Annotated in this window: 19 protein-coding genes; 14 read left to right on the top strand and 5 right to left on the bottom strand. The window is 62.4% G+C overall.

Features of this window, described 5'->3' with window-relative positions; all coding sequences use genetic code 11:
* The first annotated feature begins 11 nt into the window (after positions 1-11).
* From ACJ8QF_RS12015 to ACJ8QF_RS11980, 8 genes are all read left to right on the top strand, one after another.
* Positions 12-998 carry a type VI secretion system-associated protein gene (locus tag ACJ8QF_RS12015; RefSeq protein ID WP_442537547.1) on the top strand — a complete coding sequence of 329 codons (987 nt, stop codon included), beginning with the start codon at positions 12-14 and terminating at the stop codon, positions 996-998.
* A gap of 15 nt (positions 999-1,013) precedes the next feature.
* Complete coding sequence (locus ACJ8QF_RS12010; protein WP_442537546.1) at positions 1,014-1,835, top strand: type VI secretion system accessory protein TagJ; 822 nt, start codon at positions 1,014-1,016, stop codon at positions 1,833-1,835.
* A gap of 2 nt (positions 1,836-1,837) precedes the next feature.
* Complete coding sequence (locus tag ACJ8QF_RS12005; protein ID WP_004934985.1) at positions 1,838-2,413, top strand: type VI secretion system baseplate subunit TssE; 576 nt, start codon at positions 1,838-1,840, stop codon at positions 2,411-2,413.
* Between the two features lie 4 nt (positions 2,414-2,417).
* Positions 2,418-4,304, top strand: coding sequence for a type VI secretion system baseplate subunit TssF (gene tssF, locus ACJ8QF_RS12000; RefSeq protein WP_004934987.1), 1,887 nt, complete (start codon positions 2,418-2,420; stop codon positions 4,302-4,304).
* The gene (gene tssG / locus ACJ8QF_RS11995; RefSeq protein ID WP_049240660.1) at positions 4,301-5,371 is read left to right on the top strand and encodes a type VI secretion system baseplate subunit TssG; all 1,071 of its coding nucleotides are present in this window, start codon (positions 4,301-4,303) and stop codon (positions 5,369-5,371) included. Before tssF ends, tssG begins: the two co-directional genes overlap by 4 nt.
* Positions 5,372-5,427: 56 nt before the next feature.
* A complete protein-coding gene (tssH, locus tag ACJ8QF_RS11990; RefSeq protein WP_346594278.1) occupies positions 5,428-8,085 on the top strand; it encodes a type VI secretion system ATPase TssH in 2,658 nt (885 codons plus the stop codon).
* Between the two features lie 49 nt (positions 8,086-8,134).
* Complete coding sequence (locus tag ACJ8QF_RS11985) at positions 8,135-9,580, top strand: serine/threonine protein kinase (protein WP_280631476.1); 1,446 nt, start codon at positions 8,135-8,137, stop codon at positions 9,578-9,580.
* Positions 9,581-9,661: 81 nt separating this feature from the next.
* A complete protein-coding gene (locus tag ACJ8QF_RS11980; RefSeq protein WP_442537545.1) occupies positions 9,662-11,590 on the top strand; it encodes a type VI secretion system Vgr family protein in 1,929 nt (642 codons plus the stop codon).
* Between the two features lie 188 nt (positions 11,591-11,778).
* Here the strand turns inward: ACJ8QF_RS11980 and sbmC are convergent, their stop codons facing one another.
* A complete protein-coding gene (gene sbmC / locus ACJ8QF_RS11975) occupies positions 11,779-12,246 on the bottom strand; it encodes a DNA gyrase inhibitor SbmC (protein WP_440484304.1) in 468 nt (155 codons plus the stop codon).
* A gap of 22 nt (positions 12,247-12,268) precedes the next feature.
* The gene (gene kynA, locus ACJ8QF_RS11970; RefSeq protein WP_004935005.1) at positions 12,269-13,111 is read right to left on the bottom strand and encodes a tryptophan 2,3-dioxygenase; all 843 of its coding nucleotides are present in this window, start codon (positions 13,109-13,111) and stop codon (positions 12,269-12,271) included.
* A 296-nt stretch (positions 13,112-13,407) separates the two neighbouring features.
* Here kynA and ACJ8QF_RS11965 point away from each other — a divergent pair, with 296 nt between their 5' ends.
* The 4 genes from ACJ8QF_RS11965 (at position 13,408) to ACJ8QF_RS11950 (ending at position 17,203) form a co-directional block, all read left to right on the top strand.
* Entirely contained in the window at positions 13,408-14,445 is a 1,038-nt protein-coding gene (locus ACJ8QF_RS11965; protein WP_442537544.1) for a LacI family DNA-binding transcriptional regulator, read from the top strand.
* A gap of 270 nt (positions 14,446-14,715) precedes the next feature.
* A complete protein-coding gene (locus tag ACJ8QF_RS11960) occupies positions 14,716-15,951 on the top strand; it encodes an MFS transporter (protein WP_253718471.1) in 1,236 nt (411 codons plus the stop codon).
* Positions 15,952-15,972: 21 nt separating this feature from the next.
* On the top strand, positions 15,973-16,737 hold the full coding sequence (locus ACJ8QF_RS11955) for an SDR family NAD(P)-dependent oxidoreductase (protein ID WP_442537543.1): 765 nt from the start codon (positions 15,973-15,975) through the stop codon (positions 16,735-16,737).
* A gap of 49 nt (positions 16,738-16,786) precedes the next feature.
* Positions 16,787-17,203, top strand: a complete 417-nt coding sequence (locus ACJ8QF_RS11950; protein WP_019453017.1) for an RbsD/FucU domain-containing protein — start codon at positions 16,787-16,789, stop codon at positions 17,201-17,203.
* Positions 17,204-17,255: 52 nt separating this feature from the next.
* On the opposite strand, the gene ACJ8QF_RS11945 is transcribed toward ACJ8QF_RS11950, so the two are convergent.
* Positions 17,256-18,605: a colicin-like pore-forming protein gene (locus ACJ8QF_RS11945; RefSeq protein WP_325961720.1), complete on the bottom strand. Its 1,350-nt coding sequence runs from the start codon at positions 18,603-18,605 to the stop codon at positions 17,256-17,258.
* Positions 18,606-18,910: 305 nt separating this feature from the next.
* On the opposite strand from ACJ8QF_RS11945, the gene ACJ8QF_RS11940 reads away from it, so the two are divergent.
* Positions 18,911-19,990, top strand: a complete 1,080-nt coding sequence (locus ACJ8QF_RS11940) for a transketolase-like TK C-terminal-containing protein (RefSeq protein WP_442537542.1) — start codon at positions 18,911-18,913, stop codon at positions 19,988-19,990.
* Here the strand turns inward: ACJ8QF_RS11940 and ACJ8QF_RS11935 are convergent, their stop codons facing one another.
* Positions 19,991-20,428 carry a MarR family winged helix-turn-helix transcriptional regulator gene (locus ACJ8QF_RS11935; RefSeq protein WP_015378305.1) on the bottom strand — a complete coding sequence of 146 codons (438 nt, stop codon included), beginning with the start codon at positions 20,426-20,428 and terminating at the stop codon, positions 19,991-19,993. It lies immediately after the preceding gene.
* A gap of 154 nt (positions 20,429-20,582) precedes the next feature.
* On the opposite strand from ACJ8QF_RS11935, the gene aceE reads away from it, so the two are divergent.
* Positions 20,583-23,258 (top strand): pyruvate dehydrogenase (acetyl-transferring), homodimeric type, encoded by a 2,676-nt coding sequence (gene aceE, locus ACJ8QF_RS11930; protein ID WP_442537541.1) that lies wholly within the window; start codon positions 20,583-20,585, stop codon positions 23,256-23,258.
* 27 nt (positions 23,259-23,285) lie between these two features.
* Here aceE and umuC read toward each other — a convergent pair whose 3' ends face one another.
* A complete protein-coding gene (gene umuC / locus ACJ8QF_RS11925) occupies positions 23,286-24,602 on the bottom strand; it encodes a translesion error-prone DNA polymerase V subunit UmuC (RefSeq protein ID WP_442537540.1) in 1,317 nt (438 codons plus the stop codon).

Genomic DNA, 24,602 nt, shown 5'->3' with positions numbered 1-24,602 from the left:
CAAGGTTCACTATGAAATATTGGATGCCGGGGCTCGTCGCCCTGATGGCGGTGCCGACCGCGCAGGCGATGAACTATCGCCTGGTTTACTCCCCCAGCCAGAAGCTGGAAGTGTTTATCGATGACGTTAAAAACAGCAATCCGGCAAGCTGGTGCGGCAAAAGCATCCCGCTGCGTATCGTCTCGGCGCAAAGCCAGGATCCGGCGGTGCTGAACGACTTTCTGCCGCGCGTCGGCAATCTGTTGGAAAAGCAGTGCCCGAAAGCCGGTCACCTGCCCTGGACGCTGACCGACAAGCGCGGAGAGAAACTGGCCAGCGGCGAAGCCGCCAAAGCGCGCGGCTGGAAACCGATGGTCAAACAAGAGGCCTCCGAGCCGCCGGAAACCCCGCCGCAACCGGCGATCCCTGCGGCGGTGGCCGTGACTTCTCCGCAGGCGGACAGCGCGCCGGCTCAGCGTTTCAGCCTGCCGCAGGGCTGCCACTTCCGCACCTTCTGGCGTGACGAGGCCAACGGCGGCTCGCTGTTCATTCCCGCCGGCGCCGCGCTGCGCTGCGGCGAGGACGGCTGGCTGCAGGGCAGCGGCGCGGTCACGCTGCAACAGGGCGGCCAAACCCTCTCGCCGACGCTGTGGTTCCTGCAAGGTTACCCGCTGGCGCAGGTTAACGGCGGCGATCGCGCGCTGACCGTCGTCAGCGCCAACGCCCAACGGCTCATTTTGGGCGGCAACCCGCAGGCGCCGGGCAGCTTCCTGCTGCTGAACTTCGAACCGAAGCTGCACGCCTGGGCGTTCAACGGTGAAGCGATCGTTGAAATGCCGCGCGTCGACGCCGCCGACGAGAACAAGATCAAACAGCGCGTGCAGCAGGCGCAAACTGCCTGGCAGCCGCTGCTGAGCGCCCCCGCCCCGCTGACTTTCAAACTGGTGGAAAAGCTGGCCGCAGACCGCGTTGATCCTGCCAGCGGCAGCTACCTGTCGGTTAACGGCGCCACTCACTGATTATAAGGAAAGCCTGTGAAATCATTAGCAAGCATGCTGCAAGGCCAGTCGATCGGCGCGGCCATCACCGCCGTCGAAAACGATATCAAGGCGAAACCGGCGGATGCCGACCTGCGCGCCGCGCTGGTGCAACTGCTGTGTCTGAGCGGCAACTGGACGCGCGCCAACGCGCAGCTGAAATCCTGGCAGGCGCTGAAACCGATCGCCCAACCGACCACGCTGCTGCTGATGCAGTCAGTCAACGCCGAGCTGCAACGCCAGGCGGTGTTTGCCGGCACGGCCGCGCCGGCGCTGCTGCGGCAGGATCAGCCTTGGCTGAAACTGATGGTGCAGGCGCTGCATCAGGATGCGCAAGGGGTGACCGAACAGGCCCAGGCGCTGCGTGATGAAGCGCTGGAGGCCGCTCCGGCCGGCGCCGGGCGGTTAACGCTGGCCGAAGGCGAACAAGAACGGCAGCTGCGTTTCGACTGGCTGACCGACGGTGACGGCCGCCTCGGGCCGGTATGCGAACTGGCGCTGAACGGCGTTTACTACTGGCTGCCGTTTGCCGACATCGCCGCGATCCAGTTCCAGGCGCCGCAGAGCGCCATCGACCTGGTGTGGAGCCATGCGCTGGTGCGCCTGACCGATGGCCGCGAACAGGTATGCCAACTGCCCGCCCGTTATCCGCTGCCCGAAGGCAGCGACGACGCGCTGCTGCTCGGCAAGCGCACCGAATGGCAACCGCTGGGCGACGGCACCCACTATGCGGGGCTGGGCCTGAAAACCTGGCTCAGCGAAAGCGATGAATTCCCACTGCACAGCCTGCGGCAGCTGAGCTTCGACGCGAGCGCCTGACCATGAACGATAAGCGCCCACCCCACTACGACGGCGGCGATCTGCGCCACCAGGGCTATCGCTATCGTCAGGACAGCGAACGCCTGACCTCGCGCGACAAAATGCAGCCGGTGCTGCTCGATATGCTGACCGACGACGAACCGCAGAAAAAGCAGGAGGCGCAGGTGCGCAACCTGGTGTCGCACAGCGAGCTGCGCCGCCGGGTATTGCGCGATCTGCAGTGGCTGTTCAACTGCGTCAACAGCGAATCCAATCTGGATCTCGGCGATTTTCCGCAGGTGCGGCGCTCCACCCTGAATTATGGCATCGCCTCGCTGGCGGGCAAGCGCATGTCGGACATCGAATGGCTCGACATTCAGCGCGCGCTGACCGAATCCATTCTCCATTTCGAGCCGCGCATTTTGCCCGAGGGGCTGCAGGTGCGCTGCATCTCGGATACCGGCTCGCTGGAGCTGCACAACGTGCTGTCGATCGAAATCAAGGGCCGCCTGTGGTGCGTGCCCTATCCGCTGGAGTTTCTGTTCCGTACCGACGTGGATCTGGAAAACGGCCACTTCGATCTGAAAGACATAGGGTAAGGCGATGGACAGTAAACTGTTAGATTATTACAACCGCGAGCTGGCCTATCTGCGTGAGATGGGCGCCGAGTTCGCCGAACAGTACCCGAAGGTCGCGGGCCGCCTCGGCATGCGCGGCATCGACGTGGCGGACCCTTATATCGAGCGCCTGATGGAAGGCTTTGCCTTCCTCACCTCGCGCGTGCAGTTGAAAATGGACGCCGAGTTCCCGCGCTTTTCTCAGCGCTTGCTGGAGATCATCTACCCCAACTACCTGTCGCCGACGCCGTCGATGGCGATCGCCGAGCTGCAGCCGGACAGCAGCAAGGGCGATATCAGCAACGGCTTCGTGGTGCCGCGCGGCACCATGATGGACAGCCAGACGCTGAAGAAAAGCGGCATCACCTGCAGTTACACCACGGCGCATGACGTCACGCTGCAGCCGGTGCGCATCGCCGGCGTCGAGCTGGGCGGCATTCCGGCCGATATCCCGCTGGCCTCGCTGGGGCTGCAGCACAGCGGCTGCGTCAGCGCGCTGCGCATTCGTCTTGAGTGCTACGAAAGCGTGACGCTCAACAACCTGCAGCTGGATCAATTGATGTTTTACCTGGCCGGGCCGGACATGCAGGCGCAGCAGCTGCTGGAGTTGCTGATGCAGCACAGCGTAGGGCTTGTCTGCCAAACGGTGGAGGCTCAGCCACAGCGGCGGGCGCTGGCGTTGGACGGGCTGCGACAGGAGGGCTTCGCCGCCGATCAGGCGCTGCTGCCCAACGATCTGCGCAACTTCGAAGGCTACCGGCTGCTGCAAGAATATTTCGCCTTCCCGGCGCGCTTCCAGTTCTTCAGCGTCAACGGCCTGCGTCCGCTGCTGCAGAGCGTGCGCGAAGGGAAAAAGGGGCTGCGCCAGTTCGAGATCGTGGTGCTGCTCGATAGGCACGACGCCGCGCTGGAACGGGTGGTTGACGTTGCTCACCTGGCGCTGCACTGCACGCCGGTGATCAACCTGTTTCCGAAAGTGGCCGAACGCATCGCGATCAACGAAAAGAACCACGAATACCATCTGGTGGTCGACAATATCCGGCCGCTGGATTACGAAGTGTTTTCGGTGCAGCGGCTCGGCGGCAGCGCCAGCGAAAAACGCTACGAGCAAGAGTTTCGGCCGTTTTACAGCACCCTGAGCGCGGACGACGGCAACTATGGCGCCTACTTTTCGCTGCGGCGCGAACAGCGCACGCTGTCGGAGCACGCCCGCCGCTACGGAACCCGCACCGGCTACGCCGGTTCGGAAGTGTTCGTGTCGCTGGTGGACGAACGGCAATCGCCGTGGCACAGCGATCTGAAATACCTCACCGCCGACGTGCTGTGCACCAGCCGCGATCTGCCGTTGATGCTGTTGCAACAGGATCAGGGCAACTTCGTGATGCCCGATTCGATCCCGATCAAGCAGGTCTCGCTGCGCAAAGGCCCCACCCCGCCGCGCCCGGCGCTGGCCGAAGGGATGATCACCTGGCGGCTGATCAGCCAGCTGCAGCTGAACTACCTCAGCATGATGGACGGCGATCCGGAACAGGGTGCCGCCAGCCTGCGCCAGCTGCTGGGGCTGTACGGCAACCTGAGCGAACCGGCGATCGCCAAGCAGATCCAGGGCGTGCGCCACTGCAACCTGCGGCCGGTCTATCGGCGTGTACCGGAGCCCGGCCCCATCGTATTCGCGCGCGGCATCGCCATCGATCTGACGGTCGATGAGCAGGCGTTCTCCGGCAACAGCCCTTACCTGCTCGGCAGCGTGTTGGAGCGCCTGTTCTCGCGCCTGGTGGCGATGAACACCTTCACCGAGATGACGCTCTCCAGCCAGCAGCGCGGCGAGATCGCCCACTGGCAGGCGCGCATGGGCAAAAGGACGCTGATATGAGCGCGGAAATGATCGCCACCGAACTGGCGCCGCCGCAGATCAACGCGCTGTATCGCCTGCCGGACGACTTCTGGCCGCGGCTGCGCAGCGCGCCTTACCAGCACGATCTGTTTCAGCTGCTGCGGCGCATCGACGCCCAGGGAGGCCAGCCCTACCTGCTGGGGCGCGCGCCGCTGCCGCGCCACGAGATGCTGCGCCTGGGCCAGGAGCCGTCGCTGTCGTTCGCGCCCTCCACGCTGGCGCAGGTGACGCCGCGCGCCAACGGCCCGCTGCACGACGTTTCGATCTTCAGTTTCGGCCTGTTCGGCCCCAACGGGCCGCTGCCGCTGCACCTGACCGAATACGTGCGCGAACGGGTATACCACCATCAGGACACTACCCTGCTGGCGTTCACCAACCTGTTCCATCACCGCCTGACGCTGCTGTTTTACCGCGCCTGGGCCGACGCGCAGCCGACGGTATCGCTGGATCGCCCGGACAACCGGCGCTTCGACGAGTACCTGTCGAGCCTGATCGGCATCGGCCAGCCGGCGCAGCAGGAACGCGACAGCATCAACGCCCACGCCAAGCATTTTATGGCCGGTCATCTGATTCGCCACAGCCGCGATCCGGAAGGCCTGAGCAAGATTTTGCAGCAGTATTTCAAGGTGCCGGTGCGCATCGTCGAAAACGTGCCACACTGGCTGCGGGTGGAGCCGCGCGAGCAGGCGCGGCTCAAGGCCGGCCGCGGCGCGCCGCGGCTCGGCGAGTCGGCCTTTCTCGGCATCGCGGTGCGCGATATCCAGCACAAGTTCCGCATCGAGCTGGGGCCGATGCCGCAGCAGGACTATGACCGTTTCTTGCCGGGCGCCGATCTGTGCCGGCAACTGCGCGACTGGGTGCGCCAATATCTGGGCATCGAGTTCGTCTGGGAAGTGCGCCTGATCCTGGCGAAGGAACAGGCGCACGGCATCCAGCTCGGCGGCGCGCAGCGATTGGGCCTGAGCAGTTGGCTGGCCGACCATCGGCGACAGCGCGATCTCGACGATCTGATCTTCAGCCCTGAACCGCTGGAAAACCCGTTCTGACCCTATTTCGGCCGGCGCCCTGCGGCGCCAGGCCACCCTGAGACCTGAGGAAAACCATGTCTGAAATCAGCCGCTCGGTATTATTTGGCAAACTGGATAGCCTGTTATTCACCTCTCTGGAAAGTGCGACGGCGTTTTGCAAGCTGCGCGGTAACCCCTACGTCGAATTGGCGCACTGGCTGCATCAGCTGATGCAATCGCCGGACGGCGATCTGCAGCAGATCGTCCGCCACTTCGCTTTGGACGAGGCGCAGCTGGCGCGCGACATCGTCGAGGCGCTCGATCGCCTGCCGCGCGGCGCCAGCGCCATCTCCGATCTGTCCGAGCACATCGACAGCGCGGTAGAACGCGCCTGGGTCTATGGCTCATTGAAATTCGGCGCGGCGCGCATCCGCGGCGGCCACCTGCTGCTCGGCATTCTGAAAACCTACAGCCTGCGCCATCTGCTGAAGGCCATTTCCCCGCAGTTCGAGCGCATCAACGCCGATCTGTTGATGGAGCAGTTCGCTGTCATTACCGCTCACTCGGCGGAAAACGCCCAGGATGCGCCGGCGGAAAGCCGCGCCGAGAACGCATCCGGCGCGGCGCGCAGCGGAGAAAGCGTGCTGGCGCAGTATGCCCAGGATCTGACCGCCAGAGCGCGCGACGGCGAGATCGACCCGGTGGCCGGCCGCGATGAAGAGATCCGGCAAATCATCGATATCCTGATGCGCCGCCGCCAGAACAACCCGCTGCTGACCGGCGAGGCCGGCGTCGGCAAAACCGCCGTGGTGGAGGGCCTGGCGCTGCGCATCGTGGCCGGCGACGTGCCGCCGCAGCTGCGCGACGTGAAACTGTGCCTGCTGGACATCGGCATGCTGCAGGCCGGCGCCGGCGTTAAGGGCGAGTTTGAAAAACGGCTGCAGGCGGTGATCGACGAAGTGCAGTCCAGCCCGACGCCGATCATCCTGTTTATCGACGAAATTCACACCCTGATCGGCGCCGGCGGCGCCCAGGGCACCGGCGACGCCGCCAACCTGCTGAAACCGGCGCTGGCGCGCGGCCAACTGCGCACCATTGGCGCCACCACCTGGTCGGAATACAAGAAATACATCGAGAAAGACCCGGCGCTCACCCGCCGTTTCCAGGTGGTGCAGGTGCACGAACCGAGCGAAGACAAAGCGCTGCTGATGCTGCGCAGCACCGTCAGCCCGCTGGAGCAACACCACCGCGTGCTGCTGCTGGATGAAGCGGTGGACGCCGCGGTGCGGCTGTCCCATCGCTATATTCCGGCCCGCCAGTTGCCGGACAAGGCGGTGGCGCTGCTGGATACCGCCTGCGCGCGCGTGGCGGTCAGCCAACACGCCGAGCCCGCCCAGGTTGAAGACTGCCGCCATCGCATCGATGCGCTGCAGATCGAATTGGATATCGCCCGCCGCGAGGCCAAGGTCGGCATCGGCGATCCCCTGCGCCCGCAGGAGATTGAAGCTCAGCTGACCGCGCTGCGCCAGGAACTCGAACAGCTGACCGATCGCTGGCAGCAAGAGCTGGCGCTGATCCAAGAGATCATCACGCTGCGCGCCCAGCTGCACCGGCAGGAAGCGGAGGAGCCTGCCGGCGAAGAAACGGAGGCGGGCCCTGACGCCGACGCGCTGCGCGCCCAACTGGGCGAACTGCAGCAGCAGCTGAGCGCGCTGCAGGGCGAAGCGCCGCTGATCTTCGCCGCCGTCGACGCCAACATCGTGGCGGCGGTGGTGGCCGACTGGACCGGCATCCCGCTGGGCCGCATGGTGAAAAACGAGATTGAAGCGGTGCTGCAACTCTCCGATACCCTGAACCAGCGCGTGATCGGCCAACGCCATGCGCTGGATCTGATCGCCCGCCGGGTGCGCACCTCACGGGCGCGGCTGGACGATCCGAACAAGCCGGTCGGGGTGTTCCTGCTGGCCGGGCCCTCCGGCGTCGGCAAAACCGAAACCGCGCTGGCGCTGGCGGAAACCCTGTACGGCGGCGAGCAGAACGTCATCACCATCAACATGAGCGAATTCCAGGAGTCGCACACCGTTTCGACGCTGAAAGGCGCGCCCCCGGGCTATGTCGGCTACGGCGAAGGCGGCGTGCTGACCGAGGCGGTGCGCCGCCGTCCTTACAGCGTGGTGCTGTTGGACGAGATCGAGAAGGCGCACCCGGACGTCCATGAAATCTTCTTCCAGGTGTTCGACAAGGGCTGGATGGAGGACGGCGAAGGCCGTCATATCGATTTCCGCAACACCATCATCATCCTGACCTCCAACGTCGGCACCGATCTGATCGCCGGGTTGTGCAGCGATCCGGAGCTGCTGCCGGAGCCGGAGGCGCTGAGCGGCGCGCTGCGCCAACCGCTGCTGTCGGTGTTCCCGGCCGCCTTGCTCGGCCGCCTGCTGGTGGTGCCGTATTACCCGCTAACCGACGCCACGCTGGGCAACATCGTGCGCCTGCAACTGGGCCGCATTCAGCGTCGCCTGGCGGAGAATCACGACATCGTCTGCACCTTCGACGACGCGGTCATCGAGCAGATCGTCAGCCGCTGCACCGAGGTGGAGTCCGGCGGCCGCATGGTCGACGCCATCCTGACCAACACCCTGCTGCCGCAGATCAGCCACACCCTGCTGACCGGCAGCGCCAACGACCAGCGCTATCGCCAGCTGCATATCGCGCTGCAGAACCACGAATTCATTTGTCAATTTCAGGCATAACGCCGCGGCCGCCGAGACGGCGGCCCTTTGAACACAGAGAGTCATCACTATGTCGGGAACCGGGATAACCAAACCGAATTCGAACAGCCTGCCGAGCGGCTATCGATTCAACGAATTCGAGATCCAGGAAGCGATCGGCGAAGGCGGCTTCGGCATCGTCTACCGCGCCTACGATCACCAACTGGAACGCACCATCGCCATCAAGGAGTACATGCCGACCTCGCTGGCGAAACGCAACGACGATCTCAGTATCGGGCTGCGCGGCGAGCGCTTCGGCAAAACCTTCCAGGCCGGGCTGAACAGCTTTATTCAGGAGGCGCGTCTGCTGGCGCGCTTCTCGCACCCCGGCCTGCTGCACGTGTTGCGCTTCTGGGAAGAGAACGGCACCGCCTATATGGGCACCCAGTTTTACAGCGGCACCACGCTGAAAAACCTGCAGGCGCAGCAGCCAGAGAAAATCGACGAGGCGTGGATCCGTCGGCTGCTGCCGCCGCTGTTCAGCGCCATCAACACCATCCATCAGGAAGGCTACCTGCACCGCGACATTTCGCTGGATAACATCCAGATCCAGGAGAGCCAGCTGCCGGTGCTGTTGGACTTCGGGTCGGCACGCAAAGAGATCGGCAACCTGTCGGACGAAACGGAGATCATGCTCAAACCGGGCTTCGCGCCGATCGAGCAGTACACCGAGAACAGCGACGGCGAACAGGGGCCGTGGACCGATATCTACGCGCTGGGCGCCGTGCTGCACACGCTGATCGTCGGTTCGCCGCCGCCGGTCAGCGTGGTGCGCAGCATCGAAGACAGCTACCAGCCGCTGGCCGAGCGCCGCCCCGCCGGCTACTCGCCGGAGCTGTTGCGCACCGTCGATCGCGCGCTGGCGCTGAAGCCGGAAGACCGCCCGCAGACCATCGATGAAATGGCCGAGCTGTTGCATCTGCCGATCGCCGATGAAAACGAAATCATCAGCACCCCGGCCGCCGCTCCGGAGAACTTGTTGGTCGCCGCCAACCCGGCCGCCGCTGCGGCCGCCGCCGGCGCCGTTACCGCGCGCGGCACCCAATTCTCGCGCCCAATGATGGCCGGCGCCGGCGTCGCGGCGCTGCTGGTGATCGGCGCCGTCGCCTGGCTGAGCGGCGGCAAGGACGACGCCCAGGCCGTCGCCCAAAACACCGTAGCGTCACCGGCGCAGAAAACCCTGACGGAGCAGGCGAGCGCGCCGCAAACCGCGCAGCCTGCAGCGACAGAACCTGAAAAAGCGGCGCCGCCACCGCAGCCGGTGGCGCTGGTGTACTTCAAACTGCAACCGGGCGAACAGGTCAGCCTCGACGGCAAGCCGCAGCAGGTCACTGCGGGCGAAAACGGCTTCGCCAGCCTGAACCTGGCGCCAGGCCGTTATCAGTTGGAGATCCGCCACAACGATCGGCTGCGCCGCCAACAGCTCAGCATCGACACCGCCGGCACCTGGCTGGTCAATCCGGCCACCGCCGGCTGATGCCGGATTTGAAGCCCGCCGTGGCGGGTTTCTCCCTATTTCATGAGACTGACGCATGCGTCAATCACAGAGGACGTTCTCATGTTGGATCGCATTATTGCGCACACGCCGCTGGGCCAGGAGCAACTGCTGTTCCGCTCGCTGGACGGTATCGAAGCGCTTTCCACTCCTTTCGACTTCTCTATTGAATTGCTGAGCACCGACGCGCGGCTCGATCGCAAAGCGCTGCTCGGCCAACCGCTGACGCTGGAGATCCCGACCCAGGGCTTTCTCAGCGCCCCGCGCTACCTGAACGGCAAGATCACCGCCATCGCCGTCAGCAGCGAAGAGATCGGCGGCACGCGCTACGCGGTGTATAACCTGCACGTGCAGCCGGATCTGTGGCCGATGACCAAAGACCGCAACTTCCGCATCTTCCAGGAACAGACGGTGCCGCAGATCGTCAAGACCCTGCTGGCGGAGCACAACGTGCAGCTGGAAGATCAGCTGACCGGCGACTATCGCCTGTGGGGCTACTGCGTGCAGTACAACGAAAGCAGCTTCAACTTCATCAGCCGCCTGATGGAGCTGGAGGGCATCTATTACTATTTCAAACACGAGATGGGCAAACACACGCTGGTGCTCGGGGATGCGCCCCACCACCACCAGCCCTATCCCGGCTACGAGATGATCCCCTACCACCTGACGCCATCCGGCGGCAGCACCAGCGAGGAAGGCATCAGCCAGTGGACGTTGTCCGATCGCGTCACGCCGGGCATCTACAGCCTGGACGACTATGATTTTCGCAAACCGAACGCCTGGCTGTTCCAGGCGCGGCAAAACCCGGTCTCCCCCACGCCGGGGCAGATCGACGTTTACGACTGGCCAGGCCGCTACACCGAGCATCAGCAGGGCGAGTTCTACGCCCGCGTGCGCCAGGAAGCCTGGCAGGCCGAGCATCAGCAAATTCGGGGCACCGCCACCGCGTTGGGCATCGCCCCCGGCAGCACTTTCACGTTGTATAACGCCCCGCACGCCGACGACAACCGCGAATATCTGACGCTGCAAGCCAACTATCACCTGAAAGAGAACCGCTACGCCAGCGGCGACGATCAGAGCAGCGAACACCGCATCGACTTCACCGTGCTGCCGGCGGACGTGCCCTGGCACCCGCCGCAGCAGGCCAGCTGGCCGAAAACCCACGGGCCGCAGACCGCCCGGGTGGTCGGCCCGGCCGGCGAATCGATCTGGACCGATAAATACGGCCGCATCAAGGTGAAATTCCACTGGGATCGCTTCGGGCCGAAAGACGACGGCAGCTCCTGCTGGGTGCGCGTCTCCAGCGCCTGGGCCGGCCAGGGCTACGGCGGTGTGCAGATCCCGCGCGTCAACGACGAAGTGGTGGTGGACTTTATCAACGGCGATCCGGATCGGCCGATCGTCACCGGGCGCGTCTATAACGAAGCCAGCATGCCGCCGTGGGCGCTGCCGGCCGCCGCCACCCAGATGGGCTTTATGAGCCGCACCAAGGACGGCACCGCCGACAACGCCAACGCCCTGCGTTTCGAAGACAAGGCCGGCGCCGAACAGGTGTGGATCCAGGCGGAGCGCAACATGGACACCCAGGTGAAAAACGATGAAAGCCACACCATCGCTAACGACCACACGCATCTGGTGGGCGGTAACCAGATCAAACGGGTGGTGCTCAATCAGGCGACCGGTGTCAAAGGCGACGCATCCGCGCTGACCGGCAAAACGCGCAGCGACGCCGTGGTCAATGCCTTTACCCTCGGCTCCGGCGAATCGCTGCGGCTCGAGTGCGGCGAAAGCGTGATCGAACTGCTGGCGGACGGCCAAATCAACATCACCGGCACCAGTTTCAATATCACGGTGAAAGAGGACGGGGCGATCAACACCGGCGGCCAGTTGGATCTCAACCAGCCCGGCGGCGCCGCACGCACCGCCGCACCGGGTGGCGGCCATCAGGCGGCGATCCAGAGCGCCGTCGATCAGCTGTTCCCTAAAGAGTAGGTAATTGGTACGCCAGGAAAGCCGGTTAACGCCGCCCCTCGGGCGGCAGTACCGGCAAAAACGCCGTCCGCTGTAACCCCTTTTGGCAAGGAGATGAATAGGCTGGCGGCAAAATCACCGACGTTAAGCCAACACAACGGGCTGAATCTGTACCGCCCATCGATTCAGCCTTCTTTATCATTTCCCCTTCACCACTTCTTCACCGTCTGGTAAATATCGAGGTCGCAATAGCCGTCGGCTTCGCAGTCGTTGAGATAGTGTTCATAGCTCACCCCCTCAACCGGCTGGTAGCCGCTGGCCGGCAGCAGCTTCTGATAGAACTCGCCCCACACCCGCTCGAAATCGCCATCGCTGATGCGCACGTGGTAGACCGCATACTGCCCGGCGGGCAGCGTCTGTACGGTGACGCCCTCGCTGCCCGCCGGCAGCGCGAAATCGTCCGCCACGCTCATCACCACGTCGGCGCGCAGCTTTTCCGGCGCCACTTCCGCCGGATCGTCCCAATACAGCACCAGCCATTTGCCGAACGGCACGTCGTGGCGCTGCCGCCATGCCAACAGTTGCTGCGAGCCCTGCGGGATGGTCTGCGGATACGGCCCCACCACTCTCACTCCCACCACCTTCTCCGCCGCCTTATCGATAATCCTCACGCTCATCGCCCTTCTCCCTCACAATGTCTCAGGCACCGATTTCGGTACGCACGTCCAGCAACTCGGGGAAAAAGGTCAGATCCAACGCCTTTTTCAGGAAGCTGACGCCGCTGGAGCCGCCGGTGCCCGACTTAAAGCCGATGATCCGCTCCACCGTTTTCATATGGCGGAAACGCCACAGATGGAAACTCTCTTCGATATCCACCAGCTTCTCCGCCATTTCATAGGCTTCCCAGTAGGTTTGCGGGTTGTCGTAGATCACTTTAAACGCCGGTAGCAGATCCGGGTTGCGCTGGTAGGGCTGCGTCCAGTCGCGCTCGAGACACTCCTGCGGGATCGGCAAGCCGTGGCGCGCCAGATACAGCAAGTATTCGTCGTACAGGCTCGGCGCTTCGAGGATCGCCTTCAGCGCGGCGTGCCTTTCCGCGTCGTTGCTGAACACCGCCAGCATGGCGGCGTTCTTGTTGCCGAGCAGGAATTCGATCGACCGGTACTGGTGCGACTGGAAGCCCGACGAACTGCCCAGCACGTCACGAAACTCGACGTATTCCGACGGCGTCAGCGTTTCCAGCACCGCCCACTGCTCGAACAGCAGCCGCTGGATCTGTTTGACGCGCGCGAGGATTTTAAAACAGTGGCTGAGTTTGTCCTGCTGCACCAGCCGCAGCGCCGCCTGCAGCTCGTGCAGCATCAGTTTCATCCACAGTTCGGAGGTTTGATGCTGTATCACGAACAGCATTTCGTCATGATGCGGCGGGTTGGAGAGCGGGTGCTGGCAGTCCAGCAGTTGGTCCAGGCACAGGTAGTCGCCATAGCTCATGCGTTTGGAAAAATCGGTGACAATCGCGCTTTCTAATTCCCGTTTGTTCATCTGTGATCTCCGTTGCGCCCAGCGCCCCATCGGCCTGGAACGTGCCGCAAAGAGAAAACAATAGTACAGAACCCGCCGCCCCGAAGGGCGATAAACGAGAGATGCTTCGCAGATCTCACTCATCTGCGTTAACACAGTGCCCCCACCCCCGCTGTTGTTTAGTAAACAACACGGCTGCCGCCTGACGACTCTCACAAATGCGCGATCCCATGCACGCGGCGCCCCGGTTGCAGCTTGCCTGCGGCCGGCTTCCCTTATAGATTGCAGGCTAACGGCAGGCAGCAAGGTATCGGCAAATGGCAAATATTCGTGATGTGGCGCGGTTGGCCGGCGTGTCCATCAGCAGCGTGTCGAACCTGCTGAATAATCGCAGTCACCAGATGAGCGCGCAGACCCGTGAGCGCATCGAACGGGCGATGGCGACCCTGGGCTACCGGCCGGCTCAATCGGCGGCGGCACCCGCGCCGCAGGCGAAAATCATCGGCCTGCTGCTGCCGTCGATCGTTAACCCGAGCTTTTCGGCGCTGGCGCATGCGGTCGACGGCGCGGCGCGGGCTCACCGCTACCGGGTCTTGCTCGGCAACGCCTACCGTCAGGAGCAGGAGGAGGCCGCGTTTATCGACGATATGTTCCTGCACGGCGTGCGCGGCATCATCGTGGCGGCGAGCGACATTCGCCAGACCCATTTTGTTCAGGCCGCCGAGCGCGGCATGAAGATTGTCAGCTATGACAGCCCGTTTGCCGAGCCGATGGCCACCGATAACCGGCTGTTCGACAGCGTGTCGATGGACAATATCGCCGCCGGGCGCCTGGCCGCACAGCACCTGCTCGAACGCGGCTGCCGACACATCGTGTTCGCCACCGAAGCGACGCTGACCGTCGGGCGCAGCCACAAGATCGACGGTTTTCTGAGCGCCCTGGGGCACAGCCTGAGCGAACGCCAACGGGTGATCGAAGGCAAGGCCACCAGCGCCTACGGCGACACGGAAATGTTCGAATTGGGGCTGACGCTGGCGCCGCGCGTTCTCACGTTGGCGCCGCGCCCGGACGGCATCGTGGCGATTAACGATGCGTTGGGCATCGGGCTGATGGTGGGCCTGCGCGCCGCCGGCGTCCAGGTGCCCGCAGACATCTCGGTGATCGGCATCGACAATATCGCGCTGGCCGGCCTGGCCGAACCGGGGCTGACGTCCGTGCGGCCGCCGCTGGCGGAGATGGCGCAGCTGATGGTCGAACGCCTGATCGGCCGCATCAACCATGATTCGCAACCGCCCGGCGAGTTTCTCTTCCCGCCGACGGTCATCAGCCGGCGCTCGGTCAAAACCGCCGGTTAATACGGTAAAAACGACTTTCCCAGACGATGCGCAGTCGGCATCGTCCGGATCGTCACAGCTAAAAGCAGAAAAAATAGAATCGTCGCAATAAATAAACGGCGCGACGCTTTTATGCACGCAACGTCGTTATTCAGCTCTCCGCTCATTGCTTTGGGCCGGGCCGCTATTATTCCGATTAACCACATGGGAAAAACCATGATGAAAAAAACAATGCCAAAGGATATTGAACGCAGCGCCATCAGGAAATTGACGCTGCATATCGTCCCCCTCATGATTTTATTGTATTTCCTGGCCTTTCTCGACCGCAACAATATGGCCTACGCCGCCAAAGCGCTGGAAGATAATTTGGGATTGACCGCCTCGGCCTTCGGCTTCGCCTCCGGGATTTTCTTTATCGGCTATTTCCTGTTTGAAATACCCAGCAACGCCGGCACCATTAAATTTGGCCCGCGCATCTGGTTCGCCAGAATATTAATTTCCTGGGGCATCTTCGCGACCCTGCTCGGTTTTGTGCGCACGCCGCTGGAGCTGTATATTTGCCGTTTTATGCTGGGCGTGTGCGAAGCCGGTTTCTTTCCCTCGGTGGTGTATTACTTCACGGTGTTCTTCCCGGAAAAGTACCGCACTAAAATTCTCGGCATGTTCATCATCGTCCAACCGCTGTCCAACGCGGTCGGCTCGCCGATTTCCGGCTTTATTCTCAATATTCAGCATGACTGGTTCGGGTTCGCCCCCTGGCAGCTGCTGTTCATCCTCGAAGGGCTGCCGCCGATCGTCATCGGCCTGCTGATCCCGTTCCTGATCAAGAACTCGCCCAAGGACGTCGGCTATCTGAACGTGGAGGAAAAAGCCTGGCTGATGAGCAACGCCGGCCGCTCCAAATCCGGCTCTAAAATCACGCTGAGCGACTTCCTGAAAGGGATTAAAAACAAGAAATACCTGCTCTACGCGCTGCTCAACTTCGGCATGGTGTGCGGCATTTACGGCTTCGGCACCTGGCTGCCGTCGATCATCAGCGCCATTTCCGGCGGCGATATCTTCCGCGTCAGCCTGCTGGCGCTCATTCCCTACGGCCTGGCCGCGCTGCTGGTCTATCCGTGGAGTCTGTGGGCCAGCAAAACCAAAAAACTCGGCGTGTTCGCCGGCCTCAGCATGGTGATCGCCGCCATCGGCCTGATGGGCGCGGTGACATTTTTTAAATACGACCCGTTCGTCGCACTGTCATTCCTGTGCATCGCCGCCATCGGCATCTATACCGCCGTGCCGCCGTTCCTATCCATGCCCGCCAACATTTCCACCGGCGCGGCCGCAGCAGCCGGGCTGGCGGTGGTGAGCTGCATCGGCAATATCGGCGGTTTCGTCGCTCCCTATGCGGTGGGCGTGCTGAACGATCTGACCGGCAGCAGCGCGCCGGGGCTGTTTTTCCTGGCTTCGTGCCTGCTGGCCACCGGGTTGATCTGCATTTTCTACTGCGCCAAACAGCGTGAAGGCGTCATCAATTCTTAACGAACCAATAAGGAGTCAATCATGGGCGATCTTGCGGGCAAAAAGGTCTTTATCACCGGGGCGGAACAGGGCATCGGCCGCGCCACCGCGGAGCGGCTGATCAAAGCCGGTTGCGACATCTATTTTCACTATCACAGCGACGAAAGCGGCCCCAAAGCGCTGGTGGCGCTGGCCCATTCATTGGGGCAAAAGGCCGCCTACGGCTACGCCGATCTCATCGATACCGACGAAACGCTGCGCTGCGTCTCGGCCGGCGCCGAGTTGCTCGGCGGCATCGATATCCTGATCAATAACGTCGGCGGCATCGTCGGGCGCAAATGGCTGGGCGAGATCGACCGCGCCTTCTGGCAAACCGTGATCGACGTGAACATGACCACCATGCTGAACGTCACCCAGAGCGCGCTCCCGCACCTGAAAGCGGCGCCGGACGGCGCCAGCATCGTTAACCTGGCCTCACAGGCGGGCCGCGCCGGCGGGCACGCCGGCTCGCTGGTCTATTCCGCCACCAAGGGCGCGGTACTCACCTGGACGCGCTCGCTGGCGGCGGAGCTCGGCGAGCACGGCATCCGGGTGAATGCGGTGGCGCCCGGCCTGATCCTCGGCACCCGTTTCCACAATCGCCACACCACCCAGGCATCGGCGGACGAAACCGTTCGCGCCATCCCGCTGGGCCGCGCAGGCACACCGGACGACGTGGCGCGCGCCATCGCCTTCCTGGCGGCGGAATACGACGGCTTCATCTCCGGCGCGACTCTCGACATCAACGGCGGCATCTACCGCATGTAATTCAGCTGCGGGCGGCGCGCTTGCCGCCCGCCCATTCAGGAATCGCTTTATGATCAAATCCGCCATCACTCACCCGCCGCTGCTCGCCGCGCTGGCGCAATGCGGGCATAAAACCCAGGTGTTGATTGCCGACGGCAACTACGCCTGCGTGACCCACGCGCCGAAAGACGCCACCGTGGTCTATCTGAACCTGGCGCCCGGCACGCTCGCCGCCCCGCCGATCCTGGAAAAACTGCTGGCCTGCATCAACGTGGAAAGCGCGGCGCTGATGGCCTGCCCGCCGGACTTCACCAACACCATCGAAGCCGAATACCGGCAGCTGCTGCCGGCACATTGCCCGGTCGAACACCTGCCGCGCGAGGCGTTTTACGCCGCGGTCAAATCGGATCGAACGCTGCTGGTGATCGCCTCCGGCGAACAGCGCCGTTTCGCCAATCTGCTGCTGACGGTGGCGCCGGTGGTGTGAAAGAGGTAGAGGGTGTGAGGGGTAAAATGAGGGGGCCAGCCCCCTCATGCCGTTACAGGTCAGCGACCCACTTCTCCAGCTCCCCCGCACGTTCCGCATCGATATAGCTGGTGGCCCAGCCAAACAGGTAAGCGAAGGCGAAAATGCCCACCGTCGACGACACCAGCGTCGGCGCGAAAAACGCGGCGATAGCGGAGAGCGTATACCCTGCGCCGATCGACAACCCGAGCGCTTCGAGCTGGTTGCGGAACGCTTTCCAGTTGCCGGTTGAGAAACCTTCAATCGCGGCGTTTACCAGATCCGCGCCTTTGATCGCCCAATCCACCCCGGTGAAAACCTTGCCCAATACCCGCGCATTGCGGGCATACTGTTCCGCATCGATCATTTTCAGCCAGGCGACAATCGCCGCTTTGTCCTGCGCCTTGAGTTTTTTGTTCAGGCCCTTCGTCAATTGCTCGTAGGTTTTCTCCGCATCTTGCACGTTGCGGATATATTTCCCTTGAATTCCCGCCTCCAAATCCTTGGCGAGTTTGGCGTATTTCGCGCCGATCTTTTCCGCGATATCTTTATTGATACCTGCGGCCAGGCTAACGCCATCCTTGATGGCTTTTAATTCCGCATTTTGATATTCGACGAATTCCTTAACGATCGTTTTTACCGAGCCGGGCGATTTTACCGGTTTGCCGTTGGCATATTTCACCTCCATGGCATTCAGGTTATCCCCTCTCACCACGGCGATAAACGCGGGCCGGTTCTTATTGGCCTTATAGTAGAGGTTGTAGGTCGCCACTCCGTCTTGCTTTTCCACCTTCAAATGATGAAAACCGTAGTAACTCCCGGTCGTGCGGGTCGTCGAGAATTCGCCGGTTTTGCCGTTGCCATGCCAGCCGCTGACGGGCCGATCGCGATGCGAGTCTGTCACGAAACTGCCTAACGAAGAGGCGCCGATCTGCCCGGCATTCAGGCCATTGTTGCCGCCTTTGCCAGGGGTTGAGGGCTTGCGCGCATGGCCGGTTTCGATATCCCCGAGCGCCACTGTCACCCCCTTGGCATTGACCCCCATCACCAGCCCCCCCAGGCCAATGTGCTTCGCCTGATCGGCCGTCAAACCGGTGGCGGAAAGGCTCAGCGTGCCGGATGGGCTGACGCTTTCAATATGCAATTTCGCATCCGGGTTAATTCTGCGCGCCGCCTTAATCACCGCCTCCAGCTTCATGCGCAGCGCCGGATCGTTTTGGATCGCCGCTATCTGTTGTTGTTCCGGGCTGTTGCCAACGCCGGCGCCGCCGCGATCGCGATCGCCGGAATGGCCTTTATCGCCGCCCCCCGGCTCAGGGCCCGTACCACGTTCAGAACTCCAGTTAGTCCCATCTCCTTTACCACCATAATTAAATCCAGGCATATGCTTTCATCCTTATTTCGTTTTATTTTTAAGATGCCGATATTCTCGTTTAACGCGGATTGACACGCGCATTATCCCTATCGGCAAACCGTTTTTAGCTGCCCGTCATTTATAAAAAACTGCAGAAATAAGGACAACGGATGGCGGCTGTCTGGTCGGTGAAACAAATAGGATCGCGTCTGCAGAACCTGAATATATCGCCGCGGGACACACCTGGATGGCTGCGACCTGTTCAGAAGTCATTGGCACACGCCATGAATTGCAATTACAATCATCGCACTTGCAACTTAAAGAGAATGCTCCGCATGTCGCCTCAACGTATAACACTGCCCGCCGCCTCGGCCAGAACCCAAACCCTGGCCGAAGCCTGTATCCGCAAGATGACCTCCGCCAGCCAAAAAGCCGGCGCTTCGCGCCCTTCTGCCAGCGCCTGGACGGCGCAAACTCTGGGCGAACTCAACGCCAGCGGCAACATCTGGCTTATCGACGGCAGAAGGCGCGCCGAGCCGCCGATTTCCCGCTACGCCACCGCCTGGCCGCTCTGGTTTGGCCATCAATCAGAGCGTTATGAGAAGCCGCTGTTTTACTTCGTCAACACGCCCTCGGTGGACATGCTCCGCGGGCTTGAGCCGGAAACCAATCGCAAGGGGATTTTCATCAGCGATGCAGATACCGGCAGTGCCGATTTGCCGAAAGGCGTTCAGGCCTGGTTCCCGCTTCAGCTCACGGCCATGCCGGGCTGGTTGCCTTTCGATCCGGCCAATGCCAGAGAAACCGGCGCGATACTCCATCACGCCCTGCGCGCGCTCTATCTGGAGGGAACGAGAAAGATGGTGTATCTCGCGACCAACGCAGACAATGGCCCCCTCTCTTCAGGGGAGCCGTTTGTCGCAGAACAGGCGTTCAGGGGAATGTATCGCGTCGCCACCGCGGCAGACTCACCGTTGCAGGTTCGTCTGTGCGGCGCCGGCCGTGCGCTCGCCCGCGTTCAGCAGGCGGCCGAGGTGTTGAAAAACTGGGGGATTGCGTCTGAAATCTGGAGCTGCCCCAGCTACACGCGGTTGGCGCAGGACGCCGAACTCGCCGACATGCAGCGCCAGGACAGCGGCGGCAAATGCCATCTGAAAACGTGCCTGGGTGCCGGGAATGTCCCCGTCGTCGCCGTCACCGACTACTCGCACCTGATTGCCAATCAGCTCAAGCGATTCATTCCCGCACGCTTTGCCGCGGTGGGCTCAGATTCACGGGTGCGCGGCGAAATCCACTACCCGCAGGCGGAATGGATTGCGCTCTGCGCCCTCAAACTGCTGGCCGACGAGCAGAAAATCCCTTCGGCGCTGATCGCCGATGCGCTGCGCGTTCTGCACATCACACCCGATGCCTGATCACTCTCTGGCTAGCTGCATCGCGTTGTCCAACGCGTCGGAGAAGCGTGCGATCTCTTCTTCGCTGAACTGGTTGAGAAAATGGGTGTTGACCACCGTGCGGTAGATCTCCCACATCTTTTTCCGCAGGGCCTTGCCTTCCTCGGTGATAGTCGCGAAGGAGGCCCGGCGATCGTCATCCGATCGAAAACGCGTGACCAGCCGCTCTTTTTCCAGGCGATCCATCAGGCGGGTCAGGTTGTAACGCTCAATCACCAACACGTCCGCCAGCTCATGCATGCGGCGTGTGCCGTTTTCCCCGCTTTCCAATCCCCATAACACGTCATACCAGGCGTAAACCGGCAGCCCCGCTTCCGACAACTTCGCCTCTATCTTTCTGATCATCGCCCGATGCGCGCGCACAAAGGAGAACCACAGGTCGGGTTGTTTATCTGTCATGTCATTTTTCTCGTCAAAAGCGGTTAGTTGCAATTGCAATTGTAAAGGGATAGAGTGGCTTTCGCCATTATTGCATTTGCAACTCTTGCACTTGCAATTCAATAAATCCCTGTATCGCTCAGCGCCTTATCAGGTAAGTACATTTGGAGCTTTTATGAACCAACCCGTGGTTAAAGCAGATCTTGACCCGCAAGAGACGGCTGAATGGCTTGAGGCATTTGAAGGCGTCACCGATATCGACGGCCGTGAGCGCGCGCATTTTTTACTGGAGAAAATGGCCGAAGCCGATCAGCGCAAGCACGGCGATTTCTTCAGCATGGTCACCACGCCCTACGTGAACACCATTCCGGCTTATAAGCAGCCGACGTATCCCGGCGATCTGGCCGCTGAAGCGCGCATCAATGCGTTTATTCGCTGGAACGCCATGGCGATGGTGCTGCGCGCCGGCAAACATTCCAACGTTGGCGGGCATATCGCCACCTACCAGTCGGCCGCAGTGCTTTACGATGTGGGATTCACGCACTTCTTCCGTGGGCGCACCGATGATTTCGCCGGCGACATGGTGTATATCCAGGGCCACTCCGCCCCCGGTATTTATGGCCGTGCCTATCTCGAAGGCCGCATCGACGAGGAGCTGCTCGACAACTTTCGTCACGAATCCGCGCGCCGTGGCCTCTCCTCCTACCCGCACCCGCGGCTGATGCCGGATTTCTGGCAATATCCCACCGTTTCGATGGGGCTGGGGCCGCTGACCGCCGCCTACCAGGCGCGCTACATGCGTTATCTGGAATACCGCGAGCTGAAACCTCACCAGGGAAGAAAGGTGTGGGCGTTCCTCGGCGACGGCGAGATGGATCAACCGGAATCGCTGGCGGCGATTGCGCTGGGCGGGCGAGAAAAACTCGATAACCTGATCTTCGTCGTGAACTGTAACCTGCAGCGGCTGGATGGCCCCGTGCGCGGCAACGGCAAGATCATTCAGGAACTGGAGGGCACCTTCAAAGCCGCCGGCTGGCAGGTGATCAAGGTGATCTGGGGCAGCGGCTGGGACAAACTGCTGCAAAAAGACCGCTCCGGACTGCTGATGCAGCGGATGATGGAGTGCGTCGACGGCGATTACCAGACCTTCAAATCGCAAAGCGGCGCCTATGTGCGGGAGCATTTTTTCGGCAAGTACCCGGAATTGCTCGAGCTGGTCGCCGACCTGAGCGACGATGAGATCTGGGCGCTGCACCGCGGCGGCCACGATCCGCAAAAGGTGTACGCCGCCTACCATCAGGCGGTGCATACCACGGGTAGACCGACGGTGGTGCTGGCCAAAACCGTCAAAGGGTTTGGCATGGGGGAAGCCGGTGAAGGGCAGAACATCAACCACCAGCTGAAAAAAATGAGCCAGGATGCGGTGAAAGCCTTCCGCGACCGTTTAGGGCTGACAATCTCCGACGCCCAACTGGCAGAGATCCCTTACCTGAAGCCTGAGCCCGACAGCGCGGCGGCGAAGTACATCACCGCGACGCGCACTGCGCTGGGCGGCTACATCCCTGCCCGCTTCGGCCAATCCGCTCCGCTGGCGATACCGGAACTATCGCGCTTCGACGGCCTGCTGAAGGGCAGCGGCGAACGCAACATGTCGACCACCATGGCTTTCGTCAATATCCTCGGCACGCTGCTCAAAGACGCCAACATCGGCAAACTGATTGTGCCCATCGTGCCGGACGAATCGCGCACGTTCGGCATGGAAGGCCTGTTCCGCCAGATTGGCATCCATTCCTGGCTCGGCCAGCTGTATACCCCGCAAGACGCCGGGCAGCTCAGCTACTACAAAGAGGCCAAAGACGGCCAGATTTTGCAGGAAGGCATCAACGAATCCGGCGCGATATCGACCTGGATCGCCGCCGGCACCGCCTACAGCAACCACGATGTCGCGACAATCCCGTTCTATATCTTCTACTCCATGTTCGGGCTGCAGCGGGTGGGCGATCTCGCCTGGGCAGCGGCAGACGCGCGCACCAAGGGCTTCCTGCTCGGCGCCACCTCCGGCAGAACCACTCTGATGGGCGAAGGCTTGCAGCATGACGACGGCCACAGCCACGTGCTGTCTTCCGTCATTCCCAGCTGCGTCTCCTACGATCCGACCTATGCCTATGAACTCGCAGTGATCGTTCAGAGCGGCATGCGCAGGATGTTCGTTGAACAAGAGGATATTTACTACTACATCACCTTGCTCAACGAAGGATATCCGCAGCCGCCGATGCCGGCGGGCGTTGAGGACGGGATTATCCAGGGCGCCTATTTGCTCAAACAGAACGAAACGGCAAACCAAGAGAGCCCGCGCGCTCAGCTGGTCGCCAGCGGCGCCATCATGCGCGAGGCGCTGGCGGCGGCGGCGCTGTTGGCCGAGGACTTTGACGTCGCCAGCGATATCTGGAGTGCCACCAGCCTGAGCGAACTGCGCCGTAACGGCATGGCGGCCGAACGCTGGAACCTGCTGCACCCGGAAGACCCGCCGAAAGTCCCTTATATACAGAGTCTGCTGGCGGCGCATCCTGGCCCGGTGGTGGTGGCGACGGACTATATGAAGATCGTCGGCGATCAGATCAAACCGTTCTTGCCGGACCGCGCCTTTATCACCTTGGGCACCGATGGCTTTGGCCGCTCGGACACCCGCGAGGCGCTACGTGAGTTCTTCGAGGTCAACCGCCATTTCATCGCGATCGCCGCGTTGAAACTGCTGGCTGACGAAGGCCGTATCGCCCGCAGCGAGGTCAACCGCGCCATGGTGCTGTATGGCATCACCCCCGATAAGCCGGACCCGGCAGCGGTGAAGTAACGCATAGCCTACCCACGCCGCCGGCTGTCACCCGCGGCGTTTTTCCTCCTTCGGCTCGGCGGCGCGCGGCTCCCGCTCCCCCAGCCGCACCAGCGGGATATCCGCCAGCCGGGTGGTGTAAGCCGGCGACAGCATGTCGCGCTTCATTTGCCACGGTTTGACGATCCCCTGCCCGGCGAACCATACGCGCCCGCGCCCTTCCTGATTCAGGCGATCGAGGGTCGCCATCAGCCGCTCGCTGTTGCGGCGCGGCGGGCAGTCGTCGAACAGGTCGATCTGCGCCATGGCGGCGGCGCTGAAATCCCCCAACATCACGCCGCCCTTCAGATAACGCCGCCCCTCCTGCCAGATGCTCTCCAGCGCGCGCACCGCCATGGCGATGATGTCGCGGCTGTCGTTGCTCGGGGTTTGCAGCCGGGCGGTGCCCATATTGCTGTAATAGCCTTCGCCCGCCGAATGCGGGCTGGTTTTGATAAACACCGACACGTTGCGGCAATAGCGCTTTTCCTGCCGCAGCTTTTCGGCGGCGCGTTCGGCGTAGCTGCAGATCGCCTCGCGCATGTGCGGGTAATGCGTCAAACGCTGGCCGAACGAGCGGGAACAGATGATCTGCTCTTTCGCCGCCGCCTCATCTTCCCATCGCAGGCACGATTCGCCGCGCAGTTCACGTATCGTGCGCTCCAGCACTACGCTGAAGGTTTTACGCGCCAGCCGGGTATCGCAATCCGCCAGTTGCAGCGCGGTATGGATCCCCATCGCCTGCAGCTGGCGTGTCAGGCGGCGCCCCACGCCCCACACCTCTTCCACCGGGATCAACGCCAGCAGCTTGCGCTGGCGCACCGGATCGGATAAATCCACCACGCCGCCGGTGCCGCGCCATTTCTTGGCCGCGAAGTTGGCCAGTTTGGCCAGTGTCTTGCTCGGCGCAATGCCGACCCCGACCGTCAAATGCAGCTCGCGCCGGATGCGATCGCGCACCCGCCGGCCGAACGGTTCCAGCGCCTCGCAGCGCGCCACGCCGTCCAGCCGCAGAAAGGCTTCGTCCAGCGAATAAATCTCCACCGCCGGCGCCATCTCCTCCAGCGTGTCCATCACCCGGCGGGACATATCGGCGTACAGCGCGTAGTTGGAGGAAAACACCGCGACGTTGCGGCGGCGCATCTCCTCTTTGATTTTGAAATAAGGCGCGCCCATCGGCACGCCCAACGCCTTCGCCTCGGCGCTGCGGGCGATCACACAGCCGTCGTTGTTGGACAGCACGATCACCGGCCGCCCCCGCAGATCGGGCCGAAAGATGGTTTCGCAGGAGGCGTAGAAGCTGTTGACGTCTACCAGGGCAAACAT

Source organism: Serratia sp. CY81684 (assembly GCF_052166595.1).
In the GTDB taxonomy this organism is placed as follows: domain Bacteria; phylum Pseudomonadota; class Gammaproteobacteria; order Enterobacterales; family Enterobacteriaceae; genus Serratia; species Serratia nematodiphila.
This window is presented reverse-complemented; position numbering and strand designations above follow the sequence as displayed.

Coding starts and splice junctions, on each gene's coding strand:
- ACJ8QF_RS12015 (WP_442537547.1), top strand. CDS start 12: ATGAAATATTGGATGCCGGGGCTCGTCGCCCTGATGGCGGTGCCGACC.
- ACJ8QF_RS12005 (WP_004934985.1), top strand. CDS start 1,838: ATGAACGATAAGCGCCCACCCCACTACGACGGCGGCGATCTGCGCCAC.
- tssF (WP_004934987.1), top strand. CDS start 2,418: ATGGACAGTAAACTGTTAGATTATTACAACCGCGAGCTGGCCTATCTG.
- tssG (WP_049240660.1), top strand. CDS start 4,301: ATGAGCGCGGAAATGATCGCCACCGAACTGGCGCCGCCGCAGATCAAC.
- tssH (WP_346594278.1), top strand. CDS start 5,428: ATGTCTGAAATCAGCCGCTCGGTATTATTTGGCAAACTGGATAGCCTG.
- ACJ8QF_RS11985 (WP_280631476.1), top strand. CDS start 8,135: ATGTCGGGAACCGGGATAACCAAACCGAATTCGAACAGCCTGCCGAGC.
- ACJ8QF_RS11980 (WP_442537545.1), top strand. CDS start 9,662: ATGTTGGATCGCATTATTGCGCACACGCCGCTGGGCCAGGAGCAACTG.
- sbmC (WP_440484304.1), bottom strand. CDS start 12,246: ATGAGCGTGAGGATTATCGATAAGGCGGCGGAGAAGGTGGTGGGAGTG.
- kynA (WP_004935005.1), bottom strand. CDS start 13,111: ATGAACAAACGGGAATTAGAAAGCGCGATTGTCACCGATTTTTCCAAA.
- ACJ8QF_RS11965 (WP_442537544.1), top strand. CDS start 13,408: ATGGCAAATATTCGTGATGTGGCGCGGTTGGCCGGCGTGTCCATCAGC.
- ACJ8QF_RS11960 (WP_253718471.1), top strand. CDS start 14,716: ATGATTTTATTGTATTTCCTGGCCTTTCTCGACCGCAACAATATGGCC.
- ACJ8QF_RS11955 (WP_442537543.1), top strand. CDS start 15,973: ATGGGCGATCTTGCGGGCAAAAAGGTCTTTATCACCGGGGCGGAACAG.
- ACJ8QF_RS11950 (WP_019453017.1), top strand. CDS start 16,787: ATGATCAAATCCGCCATCACTCACCCGCCGCTGCTCGCCGCGCTGGCG.
- ACJ8QF_RS11945 (WP_325961720.1), bottom strand. CDS start 18,605: ATGCCTGGATTTAATTATGGTGGTAAAGGAGATGGGACTAACTGGAGT.
- ACJ8QF_RS11940 (WP_442537542.1), top strand. CDS start 18,911: ATGTCGCCTCAACGTATAACACTGCCCGCCGCCTCGGCCAGAACCCAA.
- ACJ8QF_RS11935 (WP_015378305.1), bottom strand. CDS start 20,428: ATGACAGATAAACAACCCGACCTGTGGTTCTCCTTTGTGCGCGCGCAT.
- aceE (WP_442537541.1), top strand. CDS start 20,583: ATGAACCAACCCGTGGTTAAAGCAGATCTTGACCCGCAAGAGACGGCT.
- umuC (WP_442537540.1), bottom strand. CDS start 24,602: ATGTTTGCCCTGGTAGACGTCAACAGCTTCTACGCCTCCTGCGAAACC.